Below are 22899 nucleotides of genomic sequence, written 5' to 3'. Positions count from 1 at the left end.
CATGGTAATCAAGCTGTCAAAGTCAGAAACAGGTGCTTAACTTCAGACCATGCATCACCCTCTTCCACACCTTTGATTTGTCTGTCGATGTGCGCACATGTCTGCAAAGCGCCTAGTAAACGTTTTACACCAATGCGTTTGGCTGCCAGCGGAGCCAGAGTCTGTTTTTCTCCCCATAAGCGCAGGCTTTGGCGTAATTCGCTGAGGGGTTTTCCTTGTTTTTGTGCTGCCAGTAAGCGTAATAAGGTACGGATGTCCTCACTGATTACCCATAAAAGTAATACTGGTTCATTGCTCTCTGCTGCCAGTCCATCAAGCAGTCGTACCATCCTTTCGGAATTGCCACTCATCCATGCAGCTGATAGCTGAAATACATCAAATCGCGCCACGTTTGCCACTGCAGCTTGTGCTTCAGGCAGTGTAACAATATGACCAGCAGGATGGATAAGTACAATTTTGTCAATTTCCTGTTTTGCCGCTAGAAGATTACCTTCCACTTTTTCAGCAAATAGTGCTAAAGCATCGTTGTCGATGCTAAGCTTTTCTTCAGCTAGGCGTTTTTTTATCCATTGAGGTAAAGCTGTCTGGCTGACTGCTTTGGCTTCATAGACTTGAGCGACTTTAACCCAGCTCGCAAACCATTTACTCTGTATTTGTGTACGTTCCAGTTTAGGCAATATCAGCATCAGACAAGTGCTTTCTGGTAGATGCTCAGCAAGTTGCTGTAGTATTGCCGCACCTTCTTTGCCAGGTTTGCCAGATGGCAAATGTATTTCCAATAGTTTTGTATCAGCAAATAAACCTACAGATTGTACTGAAGCCAATAGAGATGACCAATCAAAGCCAGATTCAATTATGACGACTTCACGCTCAGAATATTGCTGCTCGCGTGCGCCTGTTCTGATTTTGTCTATAGCCTCTAGCCGCAATAAATCTTCTTCACCATGAATCAGATATGCTGCGGCCAGAGGATGGATAGATATTTCACTCATTCTGTGGTATTGACGGGTAGAAAAGCCAAACGCCGCACTATTTGTTCTGCTGCATCGGTACGCATGTCATGCCAAATCATGTTTTGTTCGTTTTCTTTTGCCAGCACTTCATGATCAGAATAATCCATATAACGATTTACAGTTACTTGAATAGGATCTCCTAATGGCTGGTCGTGGCGATAAGCTTGTACCGTAACGTTCAGTGATAACAAATATTCACTGGCTCCACCGGACAAGTCTACAGAAGATGTAGTTGAATCCTGAGTAGCAGCAATTACTTTTACGACCACATCTGGCTGTTCGGTATCAACAACAACATCTGGCTGACGCCGCAATACTACTTCTAATGCCCGTTGCATACTACCACCATCTATTTTCCAGCTGTGATAGGGCAAAGGTGTATCAAATGCGGATGTGCCTTTCAGATGAAAGCCACAGCCGGACAATGCAAATAAGATAGTCAGTACCAGCCATTTTTTCATATCTAATCCTTTACGCTTAAGCCAGTTTGCTGCGTAATAAAGTTTGCACCTGCTGCGGGTTGGCTTTGCCGCGTGAAGCTTTCATTACTTGACCTACTAAAGCGTTGAATGCTTTTTCTTTACCTGATTTAAATTCTTCAACAGATTTCTGATTTTTAGCAAGCACTTCCTCGATGATTTGTTCTATAGCGCCGATATCTGTCATTTGTTTCAGGCCATCACGCTCAATAATGGCATCAGCAGACAGATTACTGTCCCACATGGTTTCAAAAACCTGCTTAGCTAATTTGTTACTTAAGGTATTATCTGCAATCCGGTTAGTCAGTCCAGCTAGACGCTCGGCACTGATCGGGCTGGCTGAGATGTCAATTCCGGCTTTATTCAGCGCAGCCGCAAGTTCTCCAAGCATCCAGTTGGCTACAAGTTTGCCATGCCCCTCTATTTTTGCAGCTTGCTCAAACCAGCTGGCCTGAATATGGTTACTGGTTAATAAGCGTGCATCATAGTCAGAAATACCATATTGCTCTATGAAGCGTGCAGCCATTTCTTTTGGTAGCTCAGGCATGGAGGCTTTGGCCGTTTCCAGCATTGTATCTGTAATTACAACCGGCAATAAGTCTGGATCTGGAAAGTAACGGTAGTCATGAGCATCTTCTTTGCTGCGCATTGCACGTGTTTCCCCCTTATTGGGGTCAAACAGGCGAGTCTGCTGAATAACTTTGCCTCCGTCTTCAATCAATTCGATTTGCCGTTCAACCTCGTAATTGATGGCCTGCTCCAGAAAGCGGAAAGAATTCAGATTTTTAATTTCACAGCGTGTTCCGAATTCAGCCTGTCCCTTAGGGCGCACTGATACATTGGCATCAATACGAAATGAACCTTCTGCCATATTGCCATCACAAATATCTAGCCATGTAACTAAGCTATGCATTGCTCTAGCATAGGCAACGGCATCGGCAGCGGAACGCATTTCAGGTTCGGAAACTACCTCTAGCAAAGGTGTACCGGCACGATTTAAATCAATGCCGGTATAGTGTTCGAATTCATCATGTACAGATTTGCCAGCATCTTCTTCCATATGCGCTCTGGTCACGTTGATGATTTTAACTTCATCACCTACTACGATTTCCAGCTGCCCATGCTCTACTATCGGCAAATCTAATTGACTGATCTGATAGCCTTTTGGTAGATCAGGGTAAAAATAGTTTTTCCGGTCAAATACGTTTTTCCTGTTAATTGTGGCATTCAATGCCAAACCAAGCTTGATGGCTTTATTTACCACTTCGCGATTCATTACTGGTAAGGCACCGGGCAAGGCGCAATCTACTACATTTGCCTGAACATTCGGCGCTGCACCAAAAGCAGTAGAAGAACCACTAAAAATTTTGGATTGTGTATTTAGCTGAACATGGATTTCCAGACCGATTACAGTTTCCCAATTCATTCTGTTTTCTTTCAATTCGTATACTGGCTGTTATTGTGCAAATGGTGTTCTGGTATGCCAGTCACTATGTTGCTGTATTTGATGTGCAATTCCAAGCAGGCGGCTTTCGGCGAAATAGTTACCGATGAGCTGTACGCCCACAGGCAGTCCACTGGTGGTTTGACCGGCGGGTAAGGCGATGCCCGGCAATCCAGCTAAGTTAAGTGAGACGGTGTATATATCAGAAAGATACATTTGCACTGGATCGTTACTGTGGCTACTTAGTTTCGGTGCAGCAGTAGGTGCTACCGGAGCCAAGATAATATCGCATTGATTAAGTACAGCTTGAAAGTCGTTGGCAACCATACGACGTAGTTTTTGTGCTTTAAGATAATAGGCATCATAGTAACCATGTGATAATACATAGGTACCAATCATGATGCGCCGTTTTACCTCTTCACCAAAGCCTTCAGCACGGCTTTTACTGTACATTTCATCTAAATTGCTGAATTCTTTTGCTCGGTATCCGTAACGAACACCATCATACCGAGATAAATTGGTACTGGCCTCTGCTGATGCCAAAACGTAATAAGCCGGAATGGATAATTCAGTATGCGGCAAAGAGACATCAATAATTTCTGCCCCTTGTTTTTTCAGTATATTTAATACTTCCTCAATGGATGAATGTACTTGTGAATCAAGCCCTTCTCCAAAAAATTCTCGTGGCAGCCCTATTTTTAAACCCTGAAGCGGACGGTTTAAATCTCGAGTGTAGTCTTCCTTATCACGCTCTATACTGGTGGAATCTCGTTCATCAAAACCGGCCATACTGTTTAGTAGCAAAGCGCAGTCTTCAGCAGTTTGTGCCATTGGGCCGGCCTGATCAAAACTGGAAGCATAAGCCACCATGCCAAAGCGGCTGATGACACCATAAGTAGGTTTCAGACCAGTGATGCCGCAATGAGCTGCCGGTTGACGGATAGAACCACCAGTATCTGAACCTAATGCTGCCGGTGCCAGTCGCGCCGCAACAGCAGCGGCAGAACCACCGGAGGAACCACCAGGAACATGATCATGCTGCCAAGGGTTTTTGGTAATGCCATAATGTGAGGTCTCAGTAGTTGAACCCATGGCAAACTCATCCATATTGGTTCGACCCAGTGTGACCATACCTGCATCCAGCAAATTCTGTACTACAGTGGCGGTATAGGGGGCGGTAAAATTATCCAGCATTTTGCTGGCACACGCGCTGCGCCAGCCTTGCTGGCAAAAAATATCTTTGTAGGCTATGGGTACACCTGTCAATACACTGGCTGAACCTTGTGCCAAACGGTTATCGGCAACTTTGGCCTCTGTAAGAGTATGTTCTTTATCCAGCGTAATATAGGCATTCAGGCTGGGATTATCCGCTGCAATGGCTGCTAGGTATTCCTGTGCCAACTCGCTTGCTGAAGCCTGTTTGCTTTGCAGTAAATCACTGCATTGTTTCAATGTGTAGTTTTTGGGCATGGTGGTCAGATAATGTTCAAACAGTGTGATAAGAAGCTGTCTGTGATAATTTCAAAAATTAAAGATATGGCTTAATTGGCAAATCTGAACTTATTCGATTACTTTAGGTACAAGGTACATATCTTTGCCAACCAAAGGTGCACAAGATTGTATAGCCTGATGCTGATCAGTTTCAGTCACGATATCATTGCGTAGACGTAATGCGAGTTCATGAGGATGTGCCATCGGTTCAACTTCGTTTGTATCGACTTCCTGCATTTTTTCGACCAGTTCGAATACATGATTAAGTTCTGCCAGCATATTATTTCGCTCAGCTTCTGAAAGACTCAAGCGAGAGAGGCGTGCGAGCTTATCTACATCACTTAGTGTTAAAGCCATCAAAAATCCTTAAATTTGATTTAGCAAAACGAGCAAACTGCGGTATCATTGCGCGTTCTGATTCGGTTTTTACATAGTCAGGAATTATAACCGAAATCCCTATTCTATGGCGCATTGATTTGCTTTGGTTAATGTGTCAAACAACTGCTTTTGCCATACTGATAATTTTAAAGTTCATTAGGACAGCCCCATGTTTCGCTTTTTTACCAAATATTTATCCAATGATCTGGCTATTGATCTTGGTACAGCTAACACTCTGATTTTTATTAAAAATAAAGGCATAGTATTGAACGAGCCATCTGTGGTGGCGGTACAGAACGATACGATAAATGCCAAAAACGGCATGCTGGCTGTGGGAACGGCGGCGAAAAAAATGCTGGGCCGCACACCGGGTAGCATTCAAGCAATCAGACCGATGAAAGATGGTGTGATAGCTGACTTTAATGTTACTGAAAAGATGCTGAAGCAGTTTATAAAAAAAGTGAACAATAGCCGTTTTACTGCTCCGCGTATCGTAATCTGTGTACCTTGCGGTTCTACTCAGGTTGAGCGCAAGGCTATTCGTGATTCTGCTCTGGCAGCGGGTGCATCTATCGTAAACCTGATTGAAGAACCGATGGCTGCAGCGATTGGTGCTGGTTTGCCGATCGAAGAACCAACAGGGTCCATGGTGGTGGATATTGGCGGTGGCACTACTGAAGTGGGGGTAATTTCGTTATCCGGCGTGGTGTATTCCCACTCTATCCGTGTGGGTGGTGATGCGTTTGATGATGCCATTATCAATTATGTGCGCCGCAATTATGGCATGTTGATTGGTGAGTCAACTGCTGAGGAAATTAAGAAAAATATCGGTTCTGCTTTCCCCGGGATGGAAGTTAAAGAAATTGAGGTTAAAGGACGCAATCTTGCTGAAGGTATTCCGCGCGCCTTTACAATTAGTTCTAATGAAGTGCTAGAAGCGCTGACAGAACCTTTAAATCAAATTGTGCAGGCTGTTAAAAATGCTCTGGAACAAACACCTCCGGAATTAGGTGCAGATATTGCCGATCGTGGTCTGGTATTAACCGGCGGCGGTGCTTTGCTGAAAGGACTTGACCGTTTGCTGTCAGAAGAAACCGGTCTGCCAGTTATGATTGCAGAGGATCCTCTTACCTGTGTTGCCCGTGGTTCTGGCCATGCGCTAGATATGATTGGTAAGATGAATTCTGTATTTGTATCTAATCCTTAAATGCCGTAATTTTTGTTCAATGTAATTGATAATGGCAGAGCCTTCACTAAATTTTGTTCACAATGGTCTGCGCAGTACCAGTAAACTGGTTGTTCTGTCACTGGTTTCGGTAGTGTTGCTTTTGCTTGATAACCGATATGATGTGGTTAAAATAAGCCGCAATTATATTGCTACGGCTTTGTACCCGTTTCAGTGGCTGGCTATGCAGCCGGTTAACGCTGTTTCCAATGGTATGGTTTTTCTTGAGAAGCAGCAAAATCTGAGCAATGAAAACAGATTATTGAAGGCTCAGAATGCACAATTAAAATTGCAGCTTAGTCAGCACGCAGTAGAGTTAAAGTCTGTGCTTAATCTGAATCAGCTGAATCAGGTGCAAAAAGCAGCTTTGCCACAGGCGCAGGTAGCGCAGATTGTATCAAATGACAGTAATCCGCTTGCTGATAGGTTTATTATTAATAAAGGTAGCCATCATCAGATTCGCATGGGAGATGCAGTAAGTGATGAGCATGGCCTAATCGGACAGATTACTGCAGTTCAGCCTTTAAGTTCGGAGGTTATGCTGATAACCAGTACTAATGCAGTGATTCCGACTATGGTTATGCGCACTGGAGTTCGTACATTGGTTTATGGTCGCTCTGGTAGTTTGGACTTGCGTTATTTTCCGGCTAATGCCAGTTTATTACCTAATGATTTGCTGGTAACGTCTGGAATGGATAGTGTTTATCCAGCAGGCATACCAGTTGCTACCGTCACAAAAGCACAAAGTGGTAATGGTTCGCCCTATTATCGTGCTCAGATTGAGCCGGTGGCACAAATGCGTAGCAGCACATTTGTGCTGGTTATTCCCCAAAAGCATGGGCAGACAGCTCATTATTCTGCTGATGTAGCAGTGACTAACCCAACATCCGCCAATCATGACTGAAGTTGACAGCCTGCACCGCCATACCCGAAAACGGCTTATTGTTTTGAGTCTTGTGGCTGCATTATTTCTAGATTTAATTCCTATTCCCCAGCCACTAGCCGGTTGGCTGCCAGCCTGTACGGCAATGATGACTTTGTACTGGAGCTTACACCGGCCGCAGAATGTTGGTATTGGCATGGCTTTTATACTTGGTCTGATTGTGGATGTTGGTCAGGGTACACCATTTGGTCAGCATGCACTTGCTTTGATTGCTGCGGTGTATGTAATTGAGCAAAACCGGCACCAGATGCTTGGTTACTCATATGGGTTTCAAGCACTAACCATTTTTGGTAGCTTGATGCTGATGACACTAATTTTGGTAATTGTTCATTTTTTTTCTACGCATCAGTTCACAGGCTGGAATCTTTTTGTTTCACCCTTTATCAGTGCTTTGCTCTGGCCTCTGTTATCTAAATTCATGCTTTATCTCGCCTACTCTAGACGTCTATGAAAGCACTGCAATTTCGAACCAAAAAAAAACGTCCGTCCAAACCGGCTCAGTATGGTGATCTGGGTTTACGGATTGCAGTAGCATTTATATTAATTATTGTTTGTTTTTGCCTGTTAATTGCACGCTTTGTTTATTTACAGGTTATCAAATATGATGATTATGTTATTGCGGCTACCAATAATCGTATTTCTCTGATTCCTACGCCACCGGTACGCGGTGAAATTGTAGATGTTAATGGTGTAGTGCTGGCCCATAATTATCCCGCATATTCGCTGGAGATTATCCCTAATCAGGTGCCGGGAAAAATTGATGATACTATTAATGCTTTACGCGCTTATGTAGACATCACACCCAGTGATTTGAAACGTTTTGCTAAATTTCGCGCTGATTACCGGTCTTACGATAAAGTCCCTTTAAAACTAAAGCTCACCATGGAAGAAGCCAGCCGCCTTGCAGCTGAACTATATCGGTTTCCGGGTGTGGAAATAAATGCCCGGACTTTTCGGGATTACCCGTATGGTGAGTTACTGGCACATATTGTTGGTTATATCGGCCGTATTAGTGACCGTGATATGGCGGCGCTGGATAAGGCTAATCTTACTAACCTCTACCGTGGCAGCACACATATCGGCAAAATGGGGCTGGAAGAATATTATGAGCGCCAGCTGCACGGTGTGCCTGGATATCGTGAAGTTGAAAAAGATGCTCAGGGTCATATTGTTCGGACAATAAAAACCGTACCAGCCATTCCAGGGCAAACGTTGAGGCTAGGACTGGATATCCGTGTACAGCAGGAAGCCGACCGGCTGATGAGCAATAAACGAGGTGCGTTGGTGGCGATAAATCCGCAGACCGGAGCCATTCTAGCAATGGTATCCAAACCAAGCTACAACCCTAATTTGTTTATTGATGGAATAGACACGGAAACCTGGAAAAGTTTGAATGAAGATTGGCGCCATCCATTATTGAACCGAGCTACACAAGGGATGTATCCACCCGGTTCTACTTTCAAACCCTTTTTGGCTATGGCTGCACTTGAAAGTGGCAAACTAAATCAGAACACCGTCTTGCCTGCTCCAGGTGTATGGAGTATTCCTGGCTCTACGCATCAGTTTCGAGATGCGGCACGAGGTGGACATGGTTCTGCTAATCTGAGTAAGGCTATTCAGGTATCATCGGATACATTCTTTTACCGGCTTGGCTACGAAATGGGTGTTGACCGTATGTCGCCCTATCTGGCCGAATTCAATCTTGGTAAACAGACCGGTATTGATATTAATCATGAATATGCAGGTGTGTTGCCAACTCGTGCATGGAAAGAGAAAAGATTTGCTCGTTATAAGCCACAGGCACGGGTGTGGCAACCGGCCGATAGTGTCAGTATGGCCATTGGACAGGGTTACAATGCGTATACACCATTACAAATGGCTTTTGCTACTGCTATTTTGAGTAATGATGGCATTGTTTACCGTCCTCATCTGGTACAGGCTTTACTCGACCATAATTCCCAAAAAATGACCTTGATTGATCCTCAGCCTGTCAGAACTGTGCCATTTAAACGCAGCAATTTTGAATATGTGAAGGACGCAATGCAAAAAGTATTGAAGCCGGGTGGAACTGCTGCTGCAATCGGCTCTGGTCTGGGTTATACCATGGGAGGTAAAACGGGGACGGCACAAGTGGTACAGATTAAGCAAGGTGCTCGTTATAACGCTGCAGCACTAAAAATGCAGTTACGTGACCATGCTTGGTTTATTGCTTTTGCACCGGCTGACAAACCTCAGATAGCTATAGCTGTAATTCTTGAAAATAATGGCTGGGGAGCTACGGCTGCACCATTGGCTCGACAGCTGGCCGATTTTTATCTGTTGAAACTCAAAAATCTTCCTAGCGCAGGTGTGGCCAGTAATACTTCTGATTTGCCGGTAAATGATTTATCCAATAATGCCATGATGGATGCGCAACAGCATGATGAGCATAATCAGGCTGCTCTGCCACCATTACTGCGTGCCTATCATCCACAGTCAGGCTTGTGAGATAAATAAATATGATTAATGAGAAGCAATGGTTGAAACGTATCTGGTATAAGCTCTGGGCACCGATGGATGTATGGCTGTTTTATGCTATGTTGATAATCTATGTCATGAGTTTATTTCTGCTTTACTCGGCAGATGGACAAGATTTTGGCCAGCTGGAAAATAAAACTTTGCATACTATTCTTAGTTTTATTTTATTATGGCTGATTGCACGGACTCCACCGCAGATATTAAGTAATTTTGCTTTACCCCTTTATGGTTTAGGTATATTACTTTTGGTAGGTGTACATTTTGCTGGTATCACTGTAAATGGCTCTACTCGCTGGCTAAATATTGGGATAGGACGAATTCAGCCCTCAGAAATCATGAAAATTGCTGTACCAATGCTGATTGCATGGTATTTTCAGAAAAATGAAAGTAATATTCGCTGGTATCACTATATTATTGCCTTTGTGCTGATATTTATCCCTGTAGCACTGATTTTGAAACAGCCTGATTTAGGTACTGCCACTTTGATTATGGCTTCCGGCTTGTTTGTTATATTTTTTGCTGGTTTACCGTGGAAAGTTATTATTACTGCGATTATCGGGTTTGTGGCTATGCTGCCTATAATTTGGAATTATGGGATGCATGATTATCAGCGTATGAGGGTACTGACTTTGCTTGACCCTACTAAAGATCGTCTTGGTGCTGGTTATCATATCCTGCAATCGATGACGGCTATTGGATCAGGAGGAATCTGGGGAAAAGGTTGGCTCGAAGGAACTCAGACACATCTTGATTATATTCCTGAATCCACAACTGACTTCATTTTTGCAGTTTTTGGAGAAGAGTTTGGTCTGATTGGCAATATTCTGCTAGTGAGTGTATATACATTTATTTTGGTGCGCGGTTTATATATTACGCTTAAAGCACCTACTTTGTATTGCCGTACTTTAGCTGGTGCACTGACTATGACATTATTTTGCTATGCATTCGTTAATATGGGCATGGTTAGTGGTATTCTGCCAGTGGTGGGAGTGCCTTTGCCATTGGTAAGCTATGGTGGTACTGCTACTTTATCAGTAATGGTGATACTGGCGATGCTAATGGGTATTAGTAATCAACGTAAAAGCTGACTTCAGCTCGAATAATTTATACTGATAGGTATTGTGAAAAAATATAAAATCGAAACCAATTTTTGGTTTCGATTTTATATTGATTTAAAGCTTGCTCTTAGTTAATTAAGCATCAGGAATGTTTATTTGGGGCGATGAACCAGTACTTCATCAATTAATCCGTATTTCTGTGCTTCTTCTGCTGACATAAAATTATCACGGTCTGTATCTTTTTCAATTTGTGCCAGTTTTTGGCCAGTATGACGAGCCAAATGTTCGTTTAACTGTTTTTTCAGTTTGAGTAATTCACGCGCATGAATTTCGATATCAGATGCTTGTCCACCTAAGCCGCCGCTGATGAGAGGTTGGTGAATCATTACACGGCTGTTTGGCAATGCGAAGCGTTTACCTTTAGCTCCGGCAGATAAAAGGAAAGCTCCCATACTTGCAGCCTGACCCAAGCATAAAGTAGCTACATCTGGTTTAATAAAATTCATGGTATCAAAAATAGACATACCGGCAGTGACAGACCCACCCGGTGAATTAATATAGAGAGAAATATCTTTATCGGGATTTTCGCTTTCCAAAAATAATAACTGCGCTACGATCAGATTGGCGGTTTCGTCTGTAACAGGCCCTACCATGAATACAATCCGCTCTTTAAGTAAACGTGAATAGATATCGTATGCGCGTTCACCACGGCCGCTTTGTTCGACCACCATGGGTACGAGACCAAGATTCTGTATATGTGACATGTTTTTTCCTCAATAGAAATAAAAGCACCCAAGCAGCTTCTCAACTACTTTGGTGCTTTTGGTCATTTATTCAATGTTTGCTATGTTTAGGCCTGTGCCTGCTGTCCCATTACTTCATCAAAAGTAAGCACTTTATCGCTAACTTTGGCTTTACTGAGGACATAGTCTACAACATTTTGTTCGATAGCCAGAGAAGTTGGCACTTGCAGATTTTTTTTGTCGCTATAGTACCAATCAATAACTTCCTGTGGATCTTCATAGCTGTCGGCGAACTCATTGATAACTTTACGTACCTGTTCTTCGCTTGGCTCCAGTTTTTCTTCGCGTATCAATTCGCCCATAATCAGGCTAATGGCTACTCGGCGACTAGCTTGTTCATTAAACATGTCAAGCGGCAAGTCCAAATCTTTTTGATCCATACCCTGCGCGGCAAAATTTTCTTTCATGCGTGCTGCCATGCTTTTAGCTTCTTCGGTAATCATAGAAGTAGGTACTTCAATAGGTGTAGAGGCCAGCAAAGCGTTAATAGCGCTATCTTTTGTCATTTCACTAACGCGACGGTTTACTTCTCGGCTGACATTTTTTTTGATTTCAGCACGCATTTTTTCTACGTCGCCGTCTTCAATGCCCAGTGATTTGGCAAATTCTTCATTTACTTCCGGCAGAACAGCTTCAGAAACATTTTTTAGAGTAATGGTAAAAATAGCTGTTTTACCAGCGAGCTCTTTGCTCTGGTAATCTTCTGGAAAGGTAACTGATACTTCTTTTACATCACCTTCTTTCATACCGGCAATACCTGTTTCGAAGTCAGGCAGCATCTGGCCTTTCCCTAGTAAGAACGGATAGTTTTCAGCAGATCCTCCAGCAAAAGCCTCTCCATCAATTTTGCCGGCAAAATCAATGATTACCCGGTCTCCAATTTGTGCTTCCCGTTCTACGTGATTAAAACGGGTACGCTGCTGGCGCAAGATGTCAATTGTTTTATCGATTTCTGTATCACCGATTTCAGTACTGAATTTGGTGACTTCCTGAGAAGTTAAATCGCCGATTTTGATTTCTGGAAATTCTTCATACACTACAGCAATTTTGTAGAATTTTTCATCGTCCTGATCTTCATCTTCCAAAGCGGTGAGGCTTTTCAGGCCTGCTACTTTGAGTTTTTCAGCTACAATGAGGTCTTCGAAAGCTTTATGGGTCATTTCGTTCAGCACTTCATCGCGAATGCCATAGCCATACATGGAATCAATAATTCGCAGTGGTGCTTTACCAGGGCGAAAGCCATCAACGCGAGCACGTTTCTGTGCCACTTTCATTCGTGCATTGACTTTTGCCCGGATGTCTTCCCAGTTCAGAGCCAAAATAATTTTACGCTCTAAATTATCTAATTTTTCTACTGTTACGCTCATCGTTAACCCTTAGATGTCAGTTAATCTGATTTGTTTGATTTGTCTTCAGGCACTGCCTGGGCTGTCAGTACCCGGCATTCTTTCATGCAGACAAAATTAAATCGCAAGTTTACCATAAGCCTTTATAAAAGCCTATGTAATGTCCGAGACACTTGCAGTAATTTATGGTTGCACAGGATTTTTGTCTTTTTTCATGATTCTTTCTGTTTCGTGCCAGTAACCATCTTCATGCTTTTGTACTATTGCTATGATACCCTGCTTTATTTGTTTAATCTGATCAAAATTCACGATTGCATTGCTGCTAAGGCGTGCTGGTGATAGTAAAGATAAATGATTGAGAAGATAAAAGCGAGAGTCTTCCAGAGCTTCCAAAACAGACCAGTCTTCGATGTATCGCCCCTGCCAGCATAAAGGATTTATTGGTATGTGAAAATGTGTGTTGCCCGTAGGGGTAAAGAGCATGCCTCGGATTATACTGGCTTGCCGGAGCTCTTCTGGTTGCACAGATAACTTTGCCAGCGATTTTTTGGCTTCTAGACTTGTGCTCAATGCTAGCTGCTGTATGATTTTATCCCTTTTGTTTTTCAGCAGATCTGACTGATTCAGGCCATTAAAGCTTTCCAGTTCATTTGAATAACTACCATAATATTTACACGCCAATTCCAGATGATATTTCTGATTATTCAGCTGTACGATGAAATCCATGGCTCCCGCTGTACGCTGCTTATCCATCACTGTCAGATTATGGGCAATGAGCTGGCTATGAGGGGCATTTAAAAACCAGTATTGCAATAATTTTTCTGCGTATATACCCAGATGGGATTGGTAACCACTGTGTCTTTTCAGGAATAAATATAAATCCTCGGGATGTTTATCAAGAGCGAGTAAAAACCGAAAGCCATCATCCCCAAGTAATTGGGAAATAGGCAATTCTACGGTAGAAATCCATGGTGATGGAGCGGTTAGTAAACTAGCCAAATCGCGTACAATGGTTTTTTTTAACCGCCACCAGATGGGATCAGAAGCATAATTCATGAGTAGTGCTTTCTCCTTTATAAACATGATTTATTGAAAGTTAATCTTGCTTTTTCTGAATTTGCTGGTTAATGGTGTTATAAAAGCCACGTAAGATGTCAATATCTTCGGTACTGAGTTGCGCTCGGTCAAACATGGCAGCCATACGGCGCATTAACCTTGTTTCATTACGCCGGTTAAAGAATCCGGCTTTATCCATTACCTGACGTAGATGTGCCACCATATCATGTGTTTGTTGATGTGTGGCCAGATTTTTTGGCTGTATCAAATGGGCCATACTGCTGTTTACGTGGCTGAATAATTCATAACAGATTACCTGTACGGCTTGAGCTAGATTTAGTGAAAAATATTCAGGATTACCGTTGATGGTAATTAGGCGATTGCAGCTTTGTACTTCCTCAATACTTAGTCCATAAGTTTCATTACCGAATACTAATGCAATTTTTTGCCCAGCTCTGGCTGTATCCAGTAATGAAGGCATAATTTCGCGTGGTGTGTACAAAGGAGCTGTCAGCTCACGCCGCCGACTGGTAAGGGCACAAGATAATGTGGTATCAGCCAGAGCTTCATTAAGTGTGGCTACTACGTGTGCGTTTTCCAGCACATCTTTTGCTCCAGATGCAAGAATAAAGCTTTCTTCCGGTAAAGCAAATGTGTCTGGATTGGTACTGTCGAATACTGGAGGCTGCGTTGTCATGGGAGTTTGCATCAGATTTGGTGCGACCAGTGTCAGGTTGGTGAGCCCCATGGTTTTCATGGCACGTGCTGCGGAACCAATATTTGCCGGATGGCTGGTACGTGTGAGTACTACAAGTATGTTACTTAAAAAATCGGGAAGTACGGGTTTGTTCATGTTTAATATTAAATCTGGGGAAGAGCTCAGAAATAGCAGAATGCTGATATATCCAGCATATTATAGCAAAATGAGTTTATATATTCTGTATATGAAAGTAGCCGGTTTTGGAAAAAGCAATTTTGCCGTATAATTAATTTCTCTATTCCATTGCCGCTATGTTGTTTTAATGCGGCATTTGTTCTTTAAAACACGTCTTTTCTATCTGTTTGAAGCTTTTATCAGCCATATCACGAGAATGAGCATGAATCCTATTTTGACTACTGCCTGGAAAGCAGCGCGTAAAGCCGGCCAGATGATGCATCGCGCCAGCAGCAATTTAAATAATATTAAAATTGACAATAAAGCTGCTAACGATTTTGTTTCTGATGTTGATCGTGAGGCGGAACGAATTATTGTTAGCACTATTCAGGAAGTATATCCCCAGCATGCTATTCTGAGTGAAGAAGCCGGCCAGCTGGGAAATATTCATGCTGAGTATCAGTGGATTATTGATCCTCTGGATGGAACTACGAATTATTTGCATGGACATAAGCAATATGCTATTTCTATGGCGCTATTGCACAAGGGAACATTGGCTGAAGCACTGGTTTATGCTCCAGAGCACAATGATCTATATGTTGCCAGCCGTGGGCAAGGTGCGCTACTAAATGACAAACGTATTAGAGTAAGTGGTCGTATTGACTTGCTGCGCAGTCTGATTGCTACCGGATTTCCGGTGGTTGATCAAAGTATGATGAATACTTACCTAGCCATTTTAAAAGATGTGCTGGCTAAAACAGCCGGTGCACGTCGTGAAGGTTCGGCCGCATTGGATTTATGTAATGTAGCCTGTGGCCGTGTGGATGGTTTTTTTGAATTTAATCTTAAACCTTGGGATGTTGCCGGCGGTGCTCTGATTGTTCAGGAAGCTGGTGGGATTGTTACCGATATGCAAGGTGAGCAGGCATGGCTGGACAGTGGTGATATTGTAGCTGCCAATCCGAAAATTCTGGCTCAATTATTGCAGATTTTTGCACCTCATTTGGCGGTATAATGTAAGTAAGTTGTGATGGTTTAGGCTAATTCTGGTTAAATCATCACAAACAAAATTACTGTGAAATTTGCTGAAGGCGATAACATGAAAAAACTACTGTTTACTGCATTATTAGCTTCTTATGCTAGCCTGCTGATGGCTAAGGGCATTGAAGCAAATAATGCTTGGGTTCGTTTTAGTGTGCCTGGCATGTCATCCAGTGGTGTATTTATGGATCTGGATAATCAATCCGGCAGGGATGATATATTGCTTAGCGCTTCGACACCGGTGGCGATGTCTGCTGAAGTGCATGAAACGGTAGAAACTGACGGTGTGATGAAAATGCGTTCTTTGCCCAAAGGTTTGCCTTTACCTGCTGGCAAAGTGACACATTTACAGCCAGGGAAAATGCATATTATGCTGATGGGTTTAAAAAAACAATTGGCTAAAGATACTACTATTCCAGTGCGATTGACTTTCCGTCATGCACGCCCCCTTATTCTGAATGTGCCTGTTGCTATAGGACCCGCTTCTGCTGATATAAGCCAAACTGAAAATTCTCATCATATGCATCATTAAAATAATCTGTGTCTTAAATTAAATGACGGGCAAGTAAATTTTAAACAGAATTAATTTATTAACTCTGTTTTCAGATGCGGACTGATATAAGTATTTTTATATGGACTTAATCCACGCTTTTGTAAGGCTTGGATTGTTTTCTATTGTAACGGTTATTTCAGAATGGATTTGTTTTGAAGCCGACAAATCCATATTCTGAAACAATTTTAAATTAATTTTTTATGATTTCATTATTGCATTCAGGCAAATTTTGGTTGAAATTGCTGGTTTTTGGCTGCCTGAGCATATTTTTACTATTGGCCATTGATATGGCTGTGTTGCATTATTTGTTTAATGCTAAAGAAATTAATAAACGTGCTAATGAGTTTGTGGCCGATAGTGGCAGACAAGTTTTTTTTGATGCAGATATCAGCCGTTCTATGTTTCCGCGCCCTACTGTGACATTACATCAGGTGCAGGTTAAAAATGTTGCCACTAAAAAAAATGACATTAATGTAGGCGAGATGAAAATCGGCTTGGGCTGGCAAAGTTTCTTTGGCCGCATGACAATTGAAAAGTTGCAGCTTAACGATGCAAGTATCAATCTGGTACGCGGTAGTAACGGCCAGTGGAATCTGGCTGATTTATGGCAGAAAGCATATTCGGGTAAACGTTTACATATAAACCGGCTGATACTAGAAAACGCTAAATTTAATATTCAAGACGATGAGAACTTACAGTATATTAAGCAGATGAATCTTCAATGGCGTAATCTTGGCAGCTCCAGTGCACTGCAACTGGAGGGAATTTTAGGAGGCCAAGATATGCAAACTCTGCATTGCAAGCTCAATGCTGTTTATCATCCTGATGCTGTGATGCAGTGGAAAGATGTTAATCTGGAAATAGATACGAAAGTCTCTGTTTTGGGTAAGAGTAACGGCCAGTGGCATTTTGATGCACGCTGGTTGCCACAGCAGCAGTTATTGCAGACAGCTGCTGTGCAATGGCAGTGGCATAGTCAGCGTAATCAGTTGCATGTGACCGGCAATGGGCAAAACTGGCAGGTAGGCTGGGCTAAACTGTTTTTACCACAATTAAATGGTGTTGCTACAGCTCAGATTGGTGATAATGCGATTAATGCCACGGTGTCTTCCACCAATACCAGCTGGTTGCAGAATCACTGGTTTTTACCTCAGTTTCAGATTGACAGCGGTTGGCAAAGCCATTTGTTCCAGACCGCGCTTACTGTCAGCGGTCAGCTATCATGGTTGGATATGCGCCACTGGAAAATTGACAATTTTTCGGTGAATAGCCACCAGGATACTGTCAATGCCCTACCCAACTCCCGTTTCATCAGTGATTTATCTGGCAGTGTTCAGGGCGACGATGCCGGCAACGGTCAGCTTAATCTGCAAGGCCAGTTTGATAATCAGCCTGTCAGCATTTCTCTTGACTATCAACATGATAAACAGCAAGCAAAAATAAACGGAAGCATTCATCTGGCACAGTTAAATTTACGCCCTTATGCAGATAACAGTACTAGTTTGCTCCCGCCAGACTGGCAACAGTTATGGTATCGCTGGTTTAGGAAACGGTCGCTTACGGCACAACTATCCATTGATTCTCTGCTCACACCAACGGTAGTTGTGAATCAGTTTAAAACTCAGTTGTCTCTAAATGCACGTACATTGAATTTGGACCCTATCAGTTTAAATATGTATGGTGGCAATACTGATGGATTGTTGCAGGTGACTAATTCTAATCCTTTAAGCTGGAAAGCACGGCAACATGCACGTGGTGTGCAAATGAAATCATTTTTACAAGATACATTTGGTTTGCATAATCTTGATGGTGAAGGCGATGCAGACTTTGATTTCCATGGAACAGGTGTCAACCGTCAGCAATGGCTTTCCAGTCTTTCGGGTCAGGCGGATATCCATATTCGTCAAGGTGTGTGGAACGGTATTGATATTAATAATATTCTGCAAAATAGTGACAGTCAGACAACTGTAGCTTACAACGAAACTAGCCAAACGCCTTTTCGCTATATTCGCTTGCAGATTCCATTGAGTAATGGAAATACCAGAAGTAGCCGTATGGAACTACATGCTGATAATTTTGATATCAAGGGTACTGGTGATGTGAAGTGGTTACAACAACAGATGGATTATAATGTTCTGATTGCCACTCGACGAGCACAACAACAGACTTTACTGCCGTTACGTATTAACGGTACGTTTACTAGACCCTCATTCTCCATAGATTATCAAAAACTTACTGCTGGTTTACATACTTCTCAGCAAAAGCAGAATAGTCTGCGGCAGACGTTGCAACAGCAATGGCTCTGGCTAAATCAGGGTAGCGGTGCATCAGCTGAGCATAATGAAACTGTACGGCTGCCATGAGTGCTTATGTCTTCCATAATTGGCCACAGCCAGATGAGCTGGCTCAGCAGTTGGGAAATGATGAGCAGGCTGAGGTTATAGTTGTAGCCGAAAGCTGGCCGAAGACATTATTGGCTACCTCAGCCTCTGGGCAAGCGATAGTGAGGTTTTGGACTCAGGCAAGATTATTCTGGCAACAGCAACCGGTATTCAGCTATCCATTTCGAGCGGCAGGTAAATTCCTTCTGATTCGGCCTCAAGAATATAAGCACTGGGTGCAGTTTTACTCGGGTTTTTCACACGATAAGGCTGACATTGGTGTTAGTGGTTTTAAACCTTGGCTAACATTGCCTCCCACTCTAGCAGTTAAATCTGTAGTGGTAATCGGTGCCGGTATTTCTGGAGCTGCCACTGCTTTTGCTCTTGCCAAACGGGGGATTGCGGTCACAGTAATTGAACAACATGCCATCGCCAGTGCTGCCTCTGGCAACTATCTCGGGCTGTTGTATGCCAAAATTTCTCCCAATTATACTGTGCAGACAGAGTTGTTGCTGGCAGGCTATGGATTTAGCCGTAGCCTGCTTCAAAATAGTTTGCCAGTGGGTCAAGGCTGGCTAGACTGTGGTGTACTCCATTTGAATTACAATGATGCTGAAAAAAATCGCAATGGATTATTAGCTTCGCAAAATCCTGATAATGCTTTGTTTCGATCTATCACGCAGACTCAGGCTGGTGATATTGCCGGTATGGAATTACCTTCAGGGGGATTATGGTGGCCATTTGGTGCTGCCATCAATCCTTATAGCTGGGTTGATGCTTTGCTTAGACAACCTATAATTGAGGTGTTGACTGCAACTAAAGTTACAAGTGTTGCGTATCAGAATAATGGCTGGCAAATTGTTTGTCAGAATATGAATCGATCATTCACTTTGGAAGCATCCCATGTAGTTATCTGTGCCGGAGCGGACAGTGATACGCTCTTTCCAGTTGCTGGCTGGCCATTGCATAAAATCAGAGGACAAACTACCACAGCTTGTTTTAGAACTGATGTTATAAAACCAACCTGTGCGCTAAGTGGAAATAGCTATATTACCCCCGCATGGCAGGATAAACTTTGTTTTGGTGCCACTTTTCATCCGAACAATACCGATAACAGCCTAAATGAAGAGGATGAAAATGTTAACTGGCAGCAATTGCGCCGCTGGCTACCACATCTCGCAGCAAATCTGAATCCGAATGCAAAACCACAGGGACATGCGGCTATACGCTGTGATGCATTTGATCATTTGCCTTTGGCTGGGCCTGTGGGCAATGCAGAGGCGATGCTGCAACAGTATGCCCGCTTGCGTTTGGACAAAAATTATCGGCTTAATCAACCTTGTCCATGGCAGCCAGGTATGTTTATTAATACAGCTCATGGCAGCCGAGGTTTGCTGACAGCGCCTTTATGTGCCGAAGCAATTGCTGCTGCCATACTAGGTTTGCCCTCTCCTTTATCTGTGCGGCTGCAACAAGCTTTGCATCCCAACCGCTTGCCCATTAGAGCGCTAACACATCATTTATCATTTCCTTTGACTGCTTAAAATTTCTCATTTTGCTAAAACTTTATAGTATAGGTATGATGAATGTAATGTTATACTATAACATTAAATTGTCATTGGGCTGATCCGGTAGAGGCATCACAATGTTTTCACTTTTGCTATGCGGTGTGGGTAAACGGTTGATGGGTGTGGGCGTTATTTTGGCTTTGATGTGGTTGATGTATGCATGGGCAGTGAGTGCATCATGAGTATTCAGGTAGACAATGTCACGGTTAGTTATCGCCAGCGACCAGCTATCCATCATCTCAGCATTGATTTTAAACCAAATGAAATGTGGGCAATATTCGGCCCTAATGGAGCGGGTAAATCCACGTTGCTCAAAGCCATTATGGGGCTAGTACGACCCGATAGTGGTGAAATTTACTGGCAGCATTTACAGCGCTCTGATATAGCTTACCTGCCTCAGCAGTCGGATATTGACCGCAGTCAGCCTATGAGTGTGTTTGAACTAGTTGCAATGGGGTTATGGTATGAAACTGGTTTCTTTGCGGGTATCAGTAAATCTATGCATCAGCGGATTATTGCAGTATTAACTCAAGTTGGTATGCTGCAATATCAGGCACGCAGTATCGCTCAGTTGTCTAACGGCCAGTTTCAACGAGTATTACTGGCACGCATGTTGATTCAGAATGCTCGTGTTTTGTTGCTTGATGAACCATTTAACGCAGTTGATGCTGCTACAACTTTTGCTTTGTTGGATATTTTGAAAGCATACCAGCAGCAGAAGCAATGTACGGTGATTACGGTTTTGCATGATTATGAGCAGGTGCAGGCGTATTTCCCCTACACTTTGTTAATTGCTCGGGAAAAAATTGCAGCGGGTAAAACGGATCATGTATTGACTGAACAATATCTGCAACAGGCGGCCGCAGCAATGCAGCAATACGAACAGGATCAGTGGTGTAACAGGTAAATTAATGAATATGGCCTATTTACTCTTTCAGCCTTTTGCTGATTACGATTTTATGCGTTATGCATTATGTTCAATTGTATTTCTGGCTTTAGGTACTGCGCCGGTTGGGGTTTTTTTGATGATGCGGCGTATGAGTCTGGTTGGGGATGCGCTTGGGCATGCTATTTTACCGGGTGCAGCAGCCGGCTATATGCTAGCTGGCTTAAGTTTACCAGCAATGAGTTTAGGCGGGCTTATTGCTGGCCTGTTGATGGCATTGCTGGCCGGTTTGGCCAGCCGATTTGCCAATGTGCGCGAGGATGCCAGCTTTGCCGCTTTTTTTCTTACCTGTTTGGCCTTAGGTGTGGTGTTGGTGAGCCGTGGCGGAAACAGTGTTGATTTATTGAACTTACTCTTTGGTTCGATTTTATCAGTCGATAAGTCAGCGCTGACGCTGGTGGCGATAGTGAGCAGTATATCAATGCTGGTATTGGCCGTGATATATCGCCCGCTAATGCTGGAAAGCATAGATCCACTTTTTCTACGTGCTGTGAACGGTAAAGGCACGCTTTGGCACATTATTTTTTTAATACTGGTTGTGATGAATCTAGTTGCTGGATTTCAGGCTTTAGGAACACTGATGTCTGTAGGTTTAATGATGTTGCCCGCTATCAGTGCCCGTTTGTGGCAGAAATCTATGGGCGGTATTCTGATGATAGCAGCTATTATTGCTGTGTTGTGTGGCTATATAGGTCTGCTATTGTCTTTCTATATTGATTTACCATCTGGGCCGGCTATTATTCTGTGCTGTGGTCTGGTTTATATACTGTCATTATTTGTTGGCAGTGAAAGCGGTATTCTATGGCGAGTCTATAAACGTCAGCGACACCATGTTGCTTAGAGATAATTTTTGCATCATAAACCACTGAAGGATATATAAAAAATGAAACGAGGCTTTTTTATTTGCCTGCTTAGTATGTTTCTGTGTAGTTTAGCCAGCCTGCTTCAGGCGGCACCGCTGCCGGTTATCACCAGTTTCAGTATTCTGGGCGATGTTACACGGCAAATTGGCGGTGAACGTGTACAGGTCAGAAGCTTGATTGGTTATGATCAGGATGCGCATATGTATCAGCTGGTCAGTAAGGATTTACGCGACATGCGCTCAGCCAGACTGATTCTACTTAATGGCTTAGGCCTAGAACCATTGTCTTTGCAACGAGCTGCTCAACAAAGCCGTGTACCTTTGGCTACTGTTACTCAGGGTATTCAGCCTTTGATGATGGCAGACGACGGCCACGACCATCATCAGCACACAGACCCACATATATGGAATGACCCGGTTCTGATGCAGACCTATGCGCGTAATGTTGCCGGAGCATTGATTAAAGTTGATCCGCAAGGCAAAGCCTATTACCAGCAGCGGCTGGCGGCTTACCAGCGCCAGCTGGCGGAGCTCAATAACTGGGCTACTAAAATATTTAATACTGTACCGGCAGACAAACGTAAGGTTTTGACTGGTCATGATGCTTTTGCCTACATGTCCAAGCGTTACAGTATTCAGTTTATTGCTCCGCAAGGTGTAAGCACTGAAGCCGAGCCATCAGCGCGACAGGTGGCAGCAATTATTAGCCAGATACGCCGTGAGCATATCAAAGCTATTTTTATAGAAAACATTAAAAATCCGAAAATGGTGCAGCGAATTGCCAGCGAAACTCAGACAAAAATCAGTGGTCGTTTGTACTCAGATGCCTTGAGCAACGGAGCGCCAGCGGCAACCTATATCGATATGTTCCGTTTTAATGTTAATGCACTCGCTGCGGCTATGAAATAGATTGAGAATACA

General features: G+C 43.2%; 21 protein-coding genes. 12 read left to right on the top strand and 9 right to left on the bottom strand.

Annotated elements, in window-relative coordinates; translation table 11 throughout:
- Positions 1–8: 8 nt before the first annotated feature.
- The 5 genes from holA to gatC form a co-directional block, all read right to left on the bottom strand.
- Positions 9–992 carry a DNA polymerase III subunit delta gene (gene holA, locus J3U67_RS01605; protein WP_267390353.1) on the bottom strand — a complete coding sequence of 328 codons (984 nt, stop codon included), beginning with the start codon at positions 990–992 and terminating at the stop codon, positions 9–11.
- Positions 989–1474, bottom strand: a complete 486-nt coding sequence (lptE, locus tag J3U67_RS01600) for an LPS assembly lipoprotein LptE (RefSeq protein ID WP_100157000.1) — start codon at positions 1472–1474, stop codon at positions 989–991. Before lptE ends, holA begins: the two co-directional genes overlap by 4 nt.
- Before the next feature lie 16 nt (positions 1475–1490).
- A complete protein-coding gene (gene gatB, locus J3U67_RS01595; RefSeq protein ID WP_267390356.1) occupies positions 1491–2933 on the bottom strand; it encodes an Asp-tRNA(Asn)/Glu-tRNA(Gln) amidotransferase subunit GatB in 1443 nt (480 codons plus the stop codon).
- A gap of 15 nt (positions 2934–2948) precedes the next feature.
- On the bottom strand, positions 2949–4406 hold the full coding sequence (gatA, locus tag J3U67_RS01590; protein ID WP_267403511.1) for an Asp-tRNA(Asn)/Glu-tRNA(Gln) amidotransferase subunit GatA: 1458 nt from the start codon (positions 4404–4406) through the stop codon (positions 2949–2951).
- Positions 4407–4496: 90 nt separating this feature from the next.
- On the bottom strand, positions 4497–4784 hold the full coding sequence (gene gatC, locus J3U67_RS01585; protein ID WP_267390358.1) for an Asp-tRNA(Asn)/Glu-tRNA(Gln) amidotransferase subunit GatC: 288 nt from the start codon (positions 4782–4784) through the stop codon (positions 4497–4499).
- A gap of 190 nt (positions 4785–4974) precedes the next feature.
- Between gatC and J3U67_RS01580 the strand changes: the two genes are divergently transcribed.
- From J3U67_RS01580 to rodA, 5 genes are read left to right on the top strand one after another with little or no spacing between them, the layout of a single operon-like run.
- Positions 4975–6012, top strand: a complete 1038-nt coding sequence (locus J3U67_RS01580; RefSeq protein WP_037405504.1) for a rod shape-determining protein — start codon at positions 4975–4977, stop codon at positions 6010–6012.
- A gap of 31 nt (positions 6013–6043) precedes the next feature.
- On the top strand, positions 6044–6934 hold the full coding sequence (gene mreC, locus J3U67_RS01575) for a rod shape-determining protein MreC (protein ID WP_100152611.1): 891 nt from the start codon (positions 6044–6046) through the stop codon (positions 6932–6934).
- On the top strand, positions 6927–7424 hold the full coding sequence (mreD, locus tag J3U67_RS01570) for a rod shape-determining protein MreD (RefSeq protein WP_100140624.1): 498 nt from the start codon (positions 6927–6929) through the stop codon (positions 7422–7424). Before mreC ends, mreD begins: the two co-directional genes overlap by 8 nt.
- Positions 7421–9460 carry a penicillin-binding protein 2 gene (gene mrdA, locus J3U67_RS01565; protein WP_267403509.1) on the top strand — a complete coding sequence of 680 codons (2040 nt, stop codon included), beginning with the start codon at positions 7421–7423 and terminating at the stop codon, positions 9458–9460. Before mreD ends, mrdA begins: the two co-directional genes overlap by 4 nt.
- 11 nt (positions 9461–9471) lie before the next feature.
- A complete protein-coding gene (rodA, locus tag J3U67_RS01560) occupies positions 9472–10578 on the top strand; it encodes a rod shape-determining protein RodA (RefSeq protein ID WP_100140622.1) in 1107 nt (368 codons plus the stop codon).
- A gap of 122 nt (positions 10579–10700) precedes the next feature.
- On the opposite strand, the gene clpP is transcribed toward rodA, so the two are convergent.
- The 4 genes from clpP to J3U67_RS01540 form a co-directional block, all read right to left on the bottom strand.
- Positions 10701–11312, bottom strand: coding sequence for an ATP-dependent Clp endopeptidase proteolytic subunit ClpP (gene clpP / locus J3U67_RS01555; protein ID WP_100140621.1), 612 nt, complete (start codon positions 11310–11312; stop codon positions 10701–10703).
- A gap of 86 nt (positions 11313–11398) precedes the next feature.
- The gene (tig, locus tag J3U67_RS01550) at positions 11399–12718 is read right to left on the bottom strand and encodes a trigger factor (RefSeq protein WP_267390361.1); all 1320 of its coding nucleotides are present in this window, start codon (positions 12716–12718) and stop codon (positions 11399–11401) included.
- A gap of 162 nt (positions 12719–12880) precedes the next feature.
- On the bottom strand, positions 12881–13753 hold the full coding sequence (locus J3U67_RS01545) for a DUF1853 family protein (protein ID WP_267390363.1): 873 nt from the start codon (positions 13751–13753) through the stop codon (positions 12881–12883).
- Positions 13754–13793: 40 nt separating this feature from the next.
- The gene (locus J3U67_RS01540; RefSeq protein WP_100140618.1) at positions 13794–14606 is read right to left on the bottom strand and encodes an RNA methyltransferase; all 813 of its coding nucleotides are present in this window, start codon (positions 14604–14606) and stop codon (positions 13794–13796) included.
- Positions 14607–14850: 244 nt separating this feature from the next.
- On the opposite strand from J3U67_RS01540, the gene J3U67_RS01535 reads away from it, so the two are divergent.
- The 7 genes from J3U67_RS01535 to J3U67_RS01505 all read left to right on the top strand — a co-directional run bounded on the left by J3U67_RS01535 (position 14851) and on the right by J3U67_RS01505 (position 22887).
- Positions 14851–15642 (top strand): inositol monophosphatase family protein, encoded by a 792-nt coding sequence (locus J3U67_RS01535; protein ID WP_267390364.1) that lies wholly within the window; start codon positions 14851–14853, stop codon positions 15640–15642.
- An 84-nt stretch (positions 15643–15726) separates the two neighbouring features.
- The gene (locus tag J3U67_RS01530; protein WP_267403507.1) at positions 15727–16200 is read left to right on the top strand and encodes a copper chaperone PCu(A)C; all 474 of its coding nucleotides are present in this window, start codon (positions 15727–15729) and stop codon (positions 16198–16200) included.
- A gap of 221 nt (positions 16201–16421) precedes the next feature.
- Positions 16422–18584, top strand: a complete 2163-nt coding sequence (locus J3U67_RS01525) for an AsmA family protein (RefSeq protein ID WP_267403505.1) — start codon at positions 16422–16424, stop codon at positions 18582–18584.
- The gene (mnmC, locus tag J3U67_RS01520) at positions 18581–20146 is read left to right on the top strand and encodes an FAD-dependent 5-carboxymethylaminomethyl-2-thiouridine(34) oxidoreductase MnmC (protein WP_267403503.1); all 1566 of its coding nucleotides are present in this window, start codon (positions 18581–18583) and stop codon (positions 20144–20146) included. The genes J3U67_RS01525 and mnmC overlap by 4 nt, the downstream gene beginning before the upstream one ends.
- 202 nt (positions 20147–20348) lie before the next feature.
- The gene (locus J3U67_RS01515) at positions 20349–21077 is read left to right on the top strand and encodes a metal ABC transporter ATP-binding protein (RefSeq protein WP_267390368.1); all 729 of its coding nucleotides are present in this window, start codon (positions 20349–20351) and stop codon (positions 21075–21077) included.
- Between the two features lie 4 nt (positions 21078–21081).
- The gene (locus J3U67_RS01510) at positions 21082–21957 is read left to right on the top strand and encodes a metal ABC transporter permease (protein WP_267390369.1); all 876 of its coding nucleotides are present in this window, start codon (positions 21082–21084) and stop codon (positions 21955–21957) included.
- A 42-nt stretch (positions 21958–21999) separates the two neighbouring features.
- Complete coding sequence (locus J3U67_RS01505; protein ID WP_416384669.1) at positions 22000–22887, top strand: metal ABC transporter substrate-binding protein; 888 nt, start codon at positions 22000–22002, stop codon at positions 22885–22887.
- The last annotated feature ends 12 nt before the right edge of the window (positions 22888–22899 follow it).

It is taken from the genome of Snodgrassella sp. B3837 (assembly GCF_026535955.1).
GTDB classification, from domain to species: Bacteria; Pseudomonadota; Gammaproteobacteria; order Burkholderiales; family Neisseriaceae; genus Snodgrassella; species Snodgrassella alvi_E.
This window is presented reverse-complemented; position numbering and strand designations above follow the sequence as displayed.

What these genes read in the sequence shown, in the direction of transcription:
- holA (WP_267390353.1), bottom strand. Translation starts at nt 992, where the DNA reads ATGAGTGAAATATCTATCCATCCTCTGGCCGCAGCATATCTGATTCAT.
- lptE (WP_100157000.1), bottom strand. Translation starts at nt 1,474, where the DNA reads ATGAAAAAATGGCTGGTACTGACTATCTTATTTGCATTGTCCGGCTGT.
- gatA (WP_267403511.1), bottom strand. Translation starts at nt 4,406, where the DNA reads ATGCCCAAAAACTACACATTGAAACAATGCAGTGATTTACTGCAAAGC.
- gatC (WP_267390358.1), bottom strand. Translation starts at nt 4,784, where the DNA reads ATGGCTTTAACACTAAGTGATGTAGATAAGCTCGCACGCCTCTCTCGC.
- J3U67_RS01580 (WP_037405504.1), top strand. Translation starts at nt 4,975, where the DNA reads ATGTTTCGCTTTTTTACCAAATATTTATCCAATGATCTGGCTATTGAT.
- mreC (WP_100152611.1), top strand. Translation starts at nt 6,044, where the DNA reads ATGGCAGAGCCTTCACTAAATTTTGTTCACAATGGTCTGCGCAGTACC.
- mreD (WP_100140624.1), top strand. Translation starts at nt 6,927, where the DNA reads ATGACTGAAGTTGACAGCCTGCACCGCCATACCCGAAAACGGCTTATT.
- mrdA (WP_267403509.1), top strand. Translation starts at nt 7,421, where the DNA reads ATGAAAGCACTGCAATTTCGAACCAAAAAAAAACGTCCGTCCAAACCG.
- rodA (WP_100140622.1), top strand. Translation starts at nt 9,472, where the DNA reads ATGATTAATGAGAAGCAATGGTTGAAACGTATCTGGTATAAGCTCTGG.
- clpP (WP_100140621.1), bottom strand. Translation starts at nt 11,312, where the DNA reads ATGTCACATATACAGAATCTTGGTCTCGTACCCATGGTGGTCGAACAA.
- tig (WP_267390361.1), bottom strand. Translation starts at nt 12,718, where the DNA reads ATGAGCGTAACAGTAGAAAAATTAGATAATTTAGAGCGTAAAATTATT.
- J3U67_RS01545 (WP_267390363.1), bottom strand. Translation starts at nt 13,753, where the DNA reads ATGAATTATGCTTCTGATCCCATCTGGTGGCGGTTAAAAAAAACCATT.
- J3U67_RS01540 (WP_100140618.1), bottom strand. Translation starts at nt 14,606, where the DNA reads ATGAACAAACCCGTACTTCCCGATTTTTTAAGTAACATACTTGTAGTA.
- J3U67_RS01535 (WP_267390364.1), top strand. Translation starts at nt 14,851, where the DNA reads ATGAATCCTATTTTGACTACTGCCTGGAAAGCAGCGCGTAAAGCCGGC.
- J3U67_RS01530 (WP_267403507.1), top strand. Translation starts at nt 15,727, where the DNA reads ATGAAAAAACTACTGTTTACTGCATTATTAGCTTCTTATGCTAGCCTG.
- J3U67_RS01525 (WP_267403505.1), top strand. Translation starts at nt 16,422, where the DNA reads ATGATTTCATTATTGCATTCAGGCAAATTTTGGTTGAAATTGCTGGTT.
- mnmC (WP_267403503.1), top strand. Translation starts at nt 18,581, where the DNA reads ATGAGTGCTTATGTCTTCCATAATTGGCCACAGCCAGATGAGCTGGCT.
- J3U67_RS01515 (WP_267390368.1), top strand. Translation starts at nt 20,349, where the DNA reads ATGAGTATTCAGGTAGACAATGTCACGGTTAGTTATCGCCAGCGACCA.
- J3U67_RS01510 (WP_267390369.1), top strand. Translation starts at nt 21,082, where the DNA reads ATGAATATGGCCTATTTACTCTTTCAGCCTTTTGCTGATTACGATTTT.
- J3U67_RS01505 (WP_416384669.1), top strand. Translation starts at nt 22,000, where the DNA reads ATGAAACGAGGCTTTTTTATTTGCCTGCTTAGTATGTTTCTGTGTAGT.